The organism is Rhizobium sp. Root1204 (assembly GCF_001424965.1).
Taxonomy (GTDB): domain Bacteria; phylum Pseudomonadota; class Alphaproteobacteria; order Rhizobiales; family Rhizobiaceae; genus Pararhizobium.
This window is the reverse complement of sequence record NZ_LMCZ01000033.1, coordinates 1-10,212: the sequence shown is the minus strand read 5'-3', so window position 1 is coordinate 10,212 and position 10,212 is coordinate 1. Positions and strand designations below refer to the sequence as shown.

Genomic DNA, 10,212 nt, shown 5'->3' with positions numbered 1-10,212 from the left:
TGTCAGCCGCCGCCTGCCGGAGCCACGTTGGGTAAAGCCTCCAGGGACTTTGATCAGGCTGCCGCCGATTCTGCCAACGAACACGCCACCGGTGCGCGTCAGGCCGAGGGCGCGCGCCTCCATCGTGCTGAGGAAGCGCGCATCGGTGGATTTCTTTTTCCCCGTCGCAAGCGTGATCAGCATCGCGGCGCCGGCAACAAAACCCGCGCCGGCTGCGATCGCCGGCCGGTGCCACTCACCGGCATAGAGATCGAGACGTGCAGCCTTGTACGAAGCCAGAAGATCGTCCTGCAGCGCCTGAAACATCCATGTCGCATTGTCAAAGGCATAGTAGAGGCCAGCATAGGCAAGCGACGCCACAAACGCAGCCGTGGCTACGGCAATGAGAGCGCCAAACAGCAGGAGGGCTGGGTTCATAGCGCATCCGCCTTGGTGAACACGATCTCCGAAACTACCCTGCGTCCATCCGGCGTGCGGGCGAGCTGAACGACGATCGGAATAACCTCTTTGAGGTAGTCGATGATCTCCTGTTTTTTCAGGTCCATGCCGCTTTGCATGACCATCAACGCCAAGCGCTCATAGGCCGATCGCCCCGAATTCGCGTGCACTGTAGTCAGCGAGCCGGGATGGCCGGTATTGATCGCCTGCAAGAAGGAGAAGGCTTCTGCCCCGCGAAGTTCGCCAAGCATCAACCGGTCGGGGCGCATACGCAAGGAGGCCTCGAGGAGTTGTTGTTGCGTGACCTTGGCGCGGCCCTGGTCGCCTTTGGAGGCGAGCAGGGCAACCGTGTTCGGCGTGATCGGTTTGAGTTCGCGCGTGTCCTCGATCGTGACAATGCGTTCTTCTTCCGGGATCTCCTTCAAGAGTGCATTGAGGAAAGTCGTCTTGCCGGTAGAGGTGCCGCCGGACACGACGATGGAGACCCGCAAGCGTACGGCGGTCCGGAGGAATTCCATGGCATCGACATCGCCTTGCATCATAGCGGCAAGCTCTTCTTCGGCGGCCGAGAGCGAAAGCTGGCGCCCGACGCGCGTGTGCTCGAAAGCGCCGCGCTGCTGATAAACGTCGAGGCCAATGTCATGAATGACCTGCTTACGGATGGAGATGGCGCCGCCAGCGGGTGCGGCCGGTGGCAGCACACATTGGAAGCGTTCCCCGGATGGAAGCGATGCGGACAGGATCGGGTGCTCGTCATTGACGACCTGGTTGGTGGAACCCGCGACGCGCTCGCTCAACGTCCTAATCCAGTCGGCCGTGAACTGCGCGTCTTCCACCCGCTCCATGCTGCTCACACCCAGGCGCTCGACGAACAGCTCTCCGGGGCGATTGACCGAGATTTCGGAAACGCGGTCATCCGAGAGAAAGGGCTTTAGCCGTTCAAGGGTTTTTTCGAGAAACGGGAACGCGCTCATTTGTAGACCGGCGCGATCGGATAATAAGGCGTGGGGTCGACATCCCGGCGGATCTGCCCACCGCGCTTCAGGCGCATCATCTCCTGGCGAACGGGATCAGCATAAAAATCGGAAAAGTCGAGGTCGGTCAACCAACCCCACATGTCGCGCCACTGGTCGTCGGGATTTGCCTTACTCCACTGATAGAGTTTGCTTTGAATGCCGAGTACCCAGACTTTATCTGTCCGATGATCCATGTCCACAGACCACTCCTCCGTCTTTGCAATCCTATCGTCTTCCTGCTTCCCTTCGCCCTGCATGCGGCTTTCCCGCACTCCGACTACTACGAAAGCTCCGCCCTTGGTGTCGTCCATATCTGGCCGTCGCAGCGAGCCCGGCTTCCGACCGGGCAGACGATCCAAGTTCCCGTGTTCCGATTTCCAACCTTGTGCCATTAGGCGGTGAGCTCTACCCCGTGCAATGCGGGAGATGGGGCAAAGGAGCCAGTCCCATCTCGGGTCTCTTCGAGAACCCGGCAGTAAGGATAGACGAGCCTTACCGCCTCTGATTGCTCTTCGTGCTTCCACGCCATCACGCCGATGGAAGCAATATGTGTATTCCGAGGCTTCTGGCGCTCACTTCGTTGTCTCGCCATAGGCATTGTGGTAGCCCGGCCCGCGGTTGATGGACAGCGTCCGGTACAGTTAAGGCCAATCTGCTTATGCAACCCAACCAGCGACGCCCGGTCAGGCTTCTCGGCCCCCTTCGACCCACTGCTCCTGTAGGTCGGGCGGCATTACAGCCGCCGGTCAAAAATCGGCAAGCTTGAAAGGTTACGTTAAATCATACGCACCTCCCGCGCCGCACGGCGCACCATCGATCCAGATGTATGGCCATTCGCCTTCAATGGGTCGGTCGAGGAAGGCTTTGACCTTAACGTCGATCTCCTCGCAAAGTCGTGAGACCTGGCTCTTGGAGATGCCCGACATGCCCATGGCCTTGACCAAATCATCGACCGAGCGTGTCGAGATACCCTGGATATAAGCCTCCTGGATAACCGCTGTCAGAGCCTTCTCGGCCATGCGACGGGGTTCGAGGAAGCTTGGGAAGTAACTGCCTGTCCGCAGCTTGGGAATACGCAGCTCCACCGTTCCGGCTCGCGTTTCCCAATCTCTATCACGATAGCCGTTGCGCTGGGCGACACGAAGCGCGCTCTTCTCGCCATAGCCTGCACCGGTCGCAGCGCCAACTTCCAGTGCCATCAGCTTCTCGGCGGCAAAGCCGATCATATCGCGCAGCAAATCTGCGTCTGCGCTCTTCTCAACAAGCGAACGCAGGTTCATCATATCGTCGGTCATCGGTGGTGTCCTTCAGGTTGGTTCTAAGCAACCCGACCCTACCGGAAATCACCGATGGCTATGAAATCCAGCTACACCACTCCCTGGGACACGATCCGTTGATCGTGTTGCCCGGCAGGCGCTTGGTGAGCGTCGCCACATAATTTTAGACTCGAAAATACTGTTTTCGTTACGGAAACTGACCTGCGCCACAGTGCTTTTTTAGAAGGTGATGGGACAATGTTGGATTCGCTATCCCTTCCCAGCCATAATCTTGGATTCATTTTCAGGGCCGTAGTCAGCGCAAACGCACGGCTTCATACAACTGAACACAGACGTTGGAACGGGTCAAACACCGAACGGGAAGGATGCCGTCAGCGAGGCAGTAACGGGCAAGGACAAACGCCGTTTGGGTCGATAATTTATAAGGAGACCTCGGGGCCGAGAGGCGAGTAGTTAGCGCCCTGACAAAATTCTCGTGCGACCGAGGGTGCGTCTGCATTCATCTCTGATCACGCCTGAAGTCAATAGGCCGAGCGGGCTGGCAAGTAGATCATACTCCGCAGTTTCGAGACCGCTCTCATCGACAAGAACACGCTCGGCCCAGCCCAGCAGCCCTGCAACGGTGACCGGAACTCCATCGTTGATCCGATTTCGTTCGAACCACTCGCGAACTTTCGCGCTGAGTGAGAGGTAGCCATCTTTCAAGGCGCTGTAGCCGATTTGCCAGTCCTTCTCCAAGAAGGGCGGAAACATATGCTGTCGTGGATTTCCCAGGAAACGACCTAAAAACTCGCAGCAGTCAATGAACTCTGAAACGGAGTGTATGATCCAAGATCGTGGTATCAGCCAGCTAGGCTGCCGGTGCAATCGCACTAAGCCGTTTCCAACCTGCACGGCTCACCGATTGGACACCGGTTTCCTCGGCGTGGGTCGTTGGTTCTGCCCTGGAACAACGAGCCCAACCCAAGTGAAAAATGTCATGTTTTTGCACTTTATTTAATCGATAGCCTCGTTAGAATGCACTTCAGAGTGGGAGGAACTCATGTCTGAACCGATTAACGCGGAACTGGCGACCACGTCTGCGGGTAAGCGAAAGCGCGCCGAGCTGCTGACTTTCCTCGCACTCGCGTTTGGTATCTGGCCAATCATCGCAGTGGGCGTCGTGGGGGCCTACGGATTTGCTGTATGGATGTGGCAGATCGTATTCGGCCCTCCCGGCCCGTTGGGGCACTAGCAGATGCGCGAGGAAGCTCCCACAAGGCGTTCGTTCCTCCTTGGCAAGGGGTCTGAATATTCGCCCTCCATCCGCCCTCCCGGAACTACCCCAGCCACTTTCCGGTCGTGCACCGGGTGCGGCCTCTGCGTCGAGCGCTGTCCCACCGGAGTGATTAAACTCGGGGATGGGCGACCCTTGCTCGATTTCACCACGGCCGAATGCACCTTCTGCGGCGAATGCAGGCTCGCCTGCCCGGAACCCGTCTTCCTTCCTGAGGGCGCTCTCCGCTTCGATCATTTTGCATCGATAACGGATGCCTGTCTCGCGAAACGCAACGTCGCCTGCCAATCGTGCGGCGAGAGCTGTCCGGAGAACGCGATCCGGTTCAAGCCGCGCCTTGGCGGACCCTTCCTGCCTGACCTCGACGAACACGCCTGCATCGGTTGCGGTGCCTGCGTGGGAGTTTGCCCTGTCAGCGCGATAACGGTGAAATCTCGACAATTGGAGGCTGCCGATGCCTGAACTGCAGTCCACCAGCTTCCACATATCGAGCGCGGTCGTCGCCACCATGCCTGCGGCCACCGACAAAGTCCTGGCGGAACTTGAACGGATGGAAAACGTCGAAGTCCATGGCTGCGAGCGCGGAAAGATCGTCCTGGTCATCGAGGGGACCAGTACCGGAATGATGGGCGATTGCCTGTCGAGGATATCCCTTCTTGACGGTGTCATCGCGGCAAACATGGTTTTCGAACATGTCGAAACGGAGAGCGCAGACAGATGACCGAAGCACTGACGCGACGCCAGGTTTTGAAAGCACACGCCGCTGGCATCGCCGCGGCCACGGCTGGCATTTCACTCCCCGCCGCAGCCCAGCCAGTTCCCGGCGGGGTAGGGGCGCTGGAGATCAAATGGTCTAAGGCTCCCTGTCGCTTCTGTGGCACCGGATGCGGGGTGATGGTCGGCGTGAAGGAAGGGCAGGTGGTCGCCACGCACGGTGACATGCAGGCGGAGGTCAACCGCGGCTTGAACTGCATCAAGGGCTACTTCCTTTCCAAGATCATGTACGGCGAGGACCGGTTGAAGACACCGCTGCTTCGCAAACGCAACGGCGTCTACGCCAAGGATGGCGAATTCGAACCCGTCGGCTGGGACGAAGCCTTCGACGTGATGGCGCAGCAGGCCAAACGCGTGTTGAAGGAGAAGGGCCCGACGGCGGTCGGCATGTTCGGATCTGGCCAGTGGACGATCTTCGAAGGTTACGCAGCGACGAAGCTCATGCGGGCGGGATTCCGGTCAAACAACCTCGATCCCAACGCCCGCCACTGCATGGCCTCGGCTGCCGTCGCCTTCATGCGTACTTTCGGCATGGATGAGCCGATGGGATGTTACGACGATTTCGAGAACGCAGACGCGTTCGTGCTCTGGGGCTCTAATATGGCGGAGATGCATCCGATCCTGTGGACCCGCGTCGCCGACCGTCGTCTCGGCCACGATCATGTCCGGGTTGCGGTACTCTCCACCTTCACGCACCGAAGCATGGACCTGGCCGACGTCCCGATCATCTTCAAGCCGGGCACCGATCTCGTCATCCTGAACTACATCGCGAACCACATCATACAGACGGACCGCGTGAACACTGCGTTCGTTGAGAAGCACACGAAGTTCGCACGCGGCGTGACTGATATCGGATACGGGCTGAGACCCGATGATCCGAAAGAAGTGAACGCTGCGAACTCGGCCGATCCCGGCAAGTCGGAGCCGATGGATTTCGCGGCTTTTAAGGAGTTCGTTTCCGAATATACGCTGAAGAAGACGGCGGAGATGACGGGGGTCGAGCCTGAGTTTCTGGAACAGTTGGCGGAGCTTTACGCCGATCCAAAAACGAAGGTCATGTCGCTCTGGACCATGGGGTTCAACCAGCATGTCCGCGGCGTCTGGGCCAACCAGATGGTCTACAACATACACCTGCTCACCGGAAAAATTTCCGAACCAGGCAACAGCCCGTTTTCGCTAACCGGACAACCTTCCGCATGCGGCACGGCGCGCGAGGTCGGCACCTTTGCGCATCGGCTTCCTGCCGACATGGTTGTCACCAATCCCGAACATCGCAAGCACGCGGAAGAAATCTGGCGCATCCCGCACGGCATCATCCCCGAGAAGCCGGGATACCACGCCGTCCAGCAGGACCGGATGCTGAAGGACGGCAAGCTCAACTTTTACTGGGTCCAATGCAACAACAACGTCCAGGCCGCGCCCAACAACAGCAACGAGACATATCAGGGCTATCGAAATCCTGACAACTTCATCGTCGTCTCCGACGCCTATCCGACAATCACCGCGATGAGCGCAGATCTCATACTGCCCGCCGCCATGTGGGTGGAAAAAGAAGGCGCTTACGGCAACGCAGAACGCAGGACCCACGTCTGGCATCAGCTCGTCCAAGCGTCTGGTGATGCACGTTCTGATCTCTGGCAGATGATGGAGTTCTCGAAGCGCTTCACCACGGAAGACGTCTGGCCGGCGGAGATGCTCGAGGCTAACCCCACCTATCGAGGCAAGAACCTCTTCGACGTGCTGTTCCGCAACGGCGAGGTCGATCGATACCCGCTCAGTGAGACTAACAGCGAGTACGACAACAACGAGTCGAAGGACTTCGGCTTCTACGTCCAGAAAGGCCTGTTCGAGGAATATGCATCGTTCGGCCGAGGACACGGTCACGATCTCGCACCCTATGACGCCTACCACGAAGTCCGCGGACTGCGTTGGCCGGTCGTGAACGGGCAGGAAACGAAGTGGCGGTATCGGGAGGGGTACGATCCCTACGTCAAGCCGGGAGAGGGCGTGAATTTCTACGGTCAGAAGGATGGCAAGGCGGTTATTCTGGCCGTGCCCTACGAGCCACCTGCGGAATCGCCCGATGAGGAATTTGAGTTCTGGCTGGTCACGGGTCGGGTGCTCGAACACTGGCATTCGGGATCGATGACGATGCGCGTTCCGGAGCTTTACAAGGCGTTTCCCGGCGCACGCTGTTTCATGAACGCCGACGACGCCCGAAAACGGGGACTAAATCAAGGAGCGGAAGTCCGCATCGTTTCGCGCCGGGGCGAAATACGCACCCGGATCGATACCCGTGGGCGCAACCGAATGCCCACGGGCGTCATCTTCATTCCATGGTTCGACGCAAGCCAACTGATCAACAAGGTAACACTCGACGCCACCGATCCCATCTCCAAACAGACGGATTTCAAAAAATGCGCGGTCAAGATTCTACCAGTCGTCGTCTGATGCGCCCCGAATGGACTGCAATCGCTGGCGGACTTCTTGTGTTCATCGCGACCGCAGCGATCGCCCAGGTGGCGACGCAGAACGTCCCGCAGCTTCAGGGCCAGACCCACGCCATGGAGTCGGGAGCGGCCGCCGTCCTCCCGAAATGGGTGATCGACGATAAACGGAAGATGCGCGCCTATCCGGACCAGCCTCCGATCATCCCCCACTCGATCGAGGGCTACGAACTGTCGGTAAACGCCAACCGTTGCCTCACCTGTCACAAGCGCGAATTCACACAGGACTCGGGCGCGCCGATGATCAGCGTGACGCATTACATGACGCGCGAGGGACAGATGATCGCGGACGTTTCCCCGCGGCGGTACTTCTGTACGGCGTGCCACGTCCCCCAGGCGGATGTCCAGTCGCTGGTTCCCAGCACCTTCAAAGACATGAGCGAACTTGGGTTCAAGCCAGCGGGAAGCGAGTGAGACCATGATCGCCTGGATCCGGAAAGTCGTGCTGTGGGCATGGAGTATAATGATCACGCCCGCCGTGACGCTTGGGCTTGGGTTCCTGACGCTCGGCGGCTTCATCGGCGGCGTAATGTTCTGGGGCGCTTTCAACACGGCCCTCGAAGTGACCAATACCGAGAAGTTCTGCACCGGATGCCACGAGATGAAGGCGAACGTCTACGAGGAGCTGACGCGCACCATTCACTTCTCGAACCGTTCAGGAGTGCGCGCAAGCTGTCCCGATTGTCATGTGCCGCACCAGTGGACGGACAAGATCGCCCGCAAGATGCAGGCGTCCAAGGAAGTGTGGGGCAAGCTGTTCGGGACGATCAATACGCGATCGAAATTTCTCGAACACCGCCTGGAACTGGCGCAGCACGAATGGGCACGCATGAAGGCCAACGACAGTCTGGAATGCCGCAACTGCCACTCTTCGGTTGCTATGGATTTGCAGAAGCAGACCCAGAGGGCGGCTGAAATCCACACGCGATACCTCCTGACAGGAAAAGCCACCTGCATCGATTGCCATAAGGGCATAGCCCACGAGCTGCCAAACATGGAAGGCATCGATCCTGGCTGGAAAATGCCGAAAGAACTCGAGGGAAAAAAGATGGCTGGAGATTCACCTATCGATGAGCTGCGTAAGTTCGTCGCCGACGCTCACACGGGGATGTTCTGAACTTCAACGGAATGAAGCCAGGTCGGCCGAGAGACGCATGATCAAACGTCATCGTGGGAGCTGAACACCGCGTGCCGCCATAAGACGGCTCGTTCCAATTTCGGCCCAAGATATTGAGAGTGATCCAAGCGTTCGCCCATCCTCGCTACATCGGCGTCGTCGAAAAGATCGACGTGCATGGTATATTCCAAACTGCGCAACTCCAAAGGATGCCGCTTTCATAAACACCTTTCGTCCTCCCGCCATGCGGGCTATACGCGCTGGGCATAAGTCTATCCCTTTCGGAATCATCGGATGATCGAGAAACTTTTCACGCAGAACAAACTCTGGGCTGACGCAAGAACGGCCGAACGGCCTGACTATTTCGAGCGGCTTTCGGAACTTCAGCGCCCTGAATATCTGTGGATCGGTTGCTCTGACAGCCGAGTTCCCGCCAACGTCATCGCAGGACTTGAGCCGGGCGAGGTGTTCGTGCACCGGAATGTCGCCAATCTCATACATCCGACCGATCTCAACATGCTCTCCGTCCTCGAATACGCAGTTCACCAACTTGAGGTGAAACACATCATTGTTTGCGGACACTATGGCTGCGGAGGAATAAGAGCTGCCGTCAGCGGTGACAGCTACGGCCTCATCGACCACTGGCTTCAGCCGATCCGCGACGTCGCAGACACGTCCTTCGAATGCCGGGACTGTGGCGCGTGGAGCGAGAGAGACTTGGACGAACTTTGCGAGGCCTCCATCATTGACCAAGTTACGAGACTCGCGCGGACACCGACATTGCAGGCCGCTTGGAAACAGGGCAAGGCAGTGTCCATCCACGGGTGGGCATATGGTTTGAAGGATGGGCTACTTTCAAATCTCGGGTGTTCGATAGAACGGTGATGTCATCGTCGAGGGGTTGGTTGCCAGGTGGTAGCTGTGAAAAGCGGGTGCCGATGTTATCAAGGCCAACCGCATTGCACTTCAGAAGCTCTGGGAATTGCTCATCGATAAACTTCATCTGACCGCGTCCGAGATCAGCGACATCGAACACAAGCCGACGCCGAAAACCAGGCGGTTGCTGCATACTCGCGCGCAAAAACAAAGAAGGGGCCTTCTTTCGAAGACCCGTTCCAAGTAGAACCCACAGACCGTAACCTAATGGGGTGTTAGCTCACTTGCTAACGTCATGTTCAAAAAGATAGCCCCGACCGGCGACGTCCAATTCACTTTGAGCGGGGGAGTAGCCCGGATCGGGCACCAATCAAAAATCCCTAGGGTCTAAAATTGTGAGTGCAGAATCCAACATTAGCTGACGCGTGTCTAAAATTATGTGGCGACGCTCACTTGGAAATATAATTTAACGTTATGGTATAACATATCGCATAACCTAATTTATGGAACTTTGACCCTTTTTGTGAGTGCCTTATGTTTGTCCGCCTAAATGATCTCGCAGCTCCAAGGTGAGTTTGCGCCTGCGCGCGACACAGTGACGGCGGCCGCAGCACCTTACTTCAATTAGATACTCCCTAAGACTGGTGCAAAGAAGCTGGCTCAGCGTAACGGTTCCAGTTGGCCTTGCGTCACGACGCGCCTATTGTCGAATTAAGCAACCTTGGGCGTGGTCCTGCAGGAAGGGACGAGAACAGCCCAGCCAACAAGGAAGTCATGTCTGTTCAGCGAACGAGCTTTTACGTCCTTTTGGCACTGGTGACGATCGCGTTCATCGTAAGCGCCGTCTCCGCCCCATTGGATTGGCTATATTTTGAGGCTTGCTGCGTGTGCGAGAAGGTTTCCAGGACTAACTGGAGATTTGCATGGCAGA

The 10,212-nt window shown here is 57.8% G+C and carries 11 protein-coding genes and 1 pseudogene; 7 read left to right on the top strand and 5 right to left on the bottom strand.

Going from position 1 to position 10,212, the window contains the following annotated elements:
* From ASC96_RS21040 to ASC96_RS21020, 5 genes and pseudogenes are all read right to left on the bottom strand, one after another.
* The coding region (locus ASC96_RS21040; RefSeq protein ID WP_156397700.1) for a hypothetical protein at positions 1-417 on the bottom strand (417 nt) is incomplete at its 3' end.
* Complete coding sequence (virB11, locus tag ASC96_RS21035) at positions 414-1,412, bottom strand: P-type DNA transfer ATPase VirB11 (protein ID WP_060505075.1); 999 nt, start codon at positions 1,410-1,412, stop codon at positions 414-416. The genes ASC96_RS21040 and virB11, both read right to left, overlap by 4 nt.
* Positions 1,409-1,765 (bottom strand): hypothetical protein, encoded by a 357-nt coding sequence (locus ASC96_RS34045; RefSeq protein ID WP_060505074.1) that lies wholly within the window; start codon positions 1,763-1,765, stop codon positions 1,409-1,411. Before ASC96_RS34045 ends, virB11 begins: the two co-directional genes overlap by 4 nt.
* Before the next feature lie 501 nt (positions 1,766-2,266).
* A pseudogene (locus tag ASC96_RS21025) lies at positions 2,267-2,749 on the bottom strand (transposase); the annotation flags it as partial.
* Positions 2,750-3,184: 435 nt separating this feature from the next.
* Positions 3,185-3,484 carry a hypothetical protein gene (locus ASC96_RS21020; RefSeq protein ID WP_060505073.1) on the bottom strand — a complete coding sequence of 100 codons (300 nt, stop codon included), beginning with the start codon at positions 3,482-3,484 and terminating at the stop codon, positions 3,185-3,187.
* A 289-nt stretch (positions 3,485-3,773) separates the two neighbouring features.
* Between ASC96_RS21020 and napE the strand changes: the two genes are divergently transcribed.
* The 7 genes from napE to ASC96_RS20985 all read left to right on the top strand — a co-directional run bounded on the left by napE (position 3,774) and on the right by ASC96_RS20985 (position 9,290).
* Complete coding sequence (gene napE / locus ASC96_RS21015; RefSeq protein WP_060505072.1) at positions 3,774-3,965, top strand: periplasmic nitrate reductase, NapE protein; 192 nt, start codon at positions 3,774-3,776, stop codon at positions 3,963-3,965.
* A gap of 3 nt (positions 3,966-3,968) precedes the next feature.
* Positions 3,969-4,469 (top strand): ferredoxin-type protein NapF, encoded by a 501-nt coding sequence (gene napF, locus ASC96_RS21010; protein WP_060505071.1) that lies wholly within the window; start codon positions 3,969-3,971, stop codon positions 4,467-4,469.
* A complete protein-coding gene (locus tag ASC96_RS21005; protein ID WP_060505070.1) occupies positions 4,462-4,728 on the top strand; it encodes a chaperone NapD in 267 nt (88 codons plus the stop codon). The genes napF and ASC96_RS21005 overlap by 8 nt, the downstream gene beginning before the upstream one ends.
* Positions 4,725-7,232 carry a periplasmic nitrate reductase subunit alpha gene (gene napA, locus ASC96_RS21000; RefSeq protein WP_060505069.1) on the top strand — a complete coding sequence of 836 codons (2,508 nt, stop codon included), beginning with the start codon at positions 4,725-4,727 and terminating at the stop codon, positions 7,230-7,232. Before ASC96_RS21005 ends, napA begins: the two co-directional genes overlap by 4 nt.
* Positions 7,232-7,702: a nitrate reductase cytochrome c-type subunit gene (locus ASC96_RS20995; RefSeq protein WP_348270821.1), complete on the top strand. Its 471-nt coding sequence runs from the start codon at positions 7,232-7,234 to the stop codon at positions 7,700-7,702. Before napA ends, ASC96_RS20995 begins: the two co-directional genes overlap by 1 nt.
* Positions 7,703-7,709: 7 nt before the next feature.
* Positions 7,710-8,405, top strand: a complete 696-nt coding sequence (locus tag ASC96_RS20990; RefSeq protein ID WP_060505076.1) for a NapC/NirT family cytochrome c — start codon at positions 7,710-7,712, stop codon at positions 8,403-8,405.
* 294 nt (positions 8,406-8,699) lie between these two features.
* The gene (locus ASC96_RS20985) at positions 8,700-9,290 is read left to right on the top strand and encodes a carbonic anhydrase (protein ID WP_060505067.1); all 591 of its coding nucleotides are present in this window, start codon (positions 8,700-8,702) and stop codon (positions 9,288-9,290) included.
* Positions 9,291-10,212: the final 922 nt, after the last annotated feature.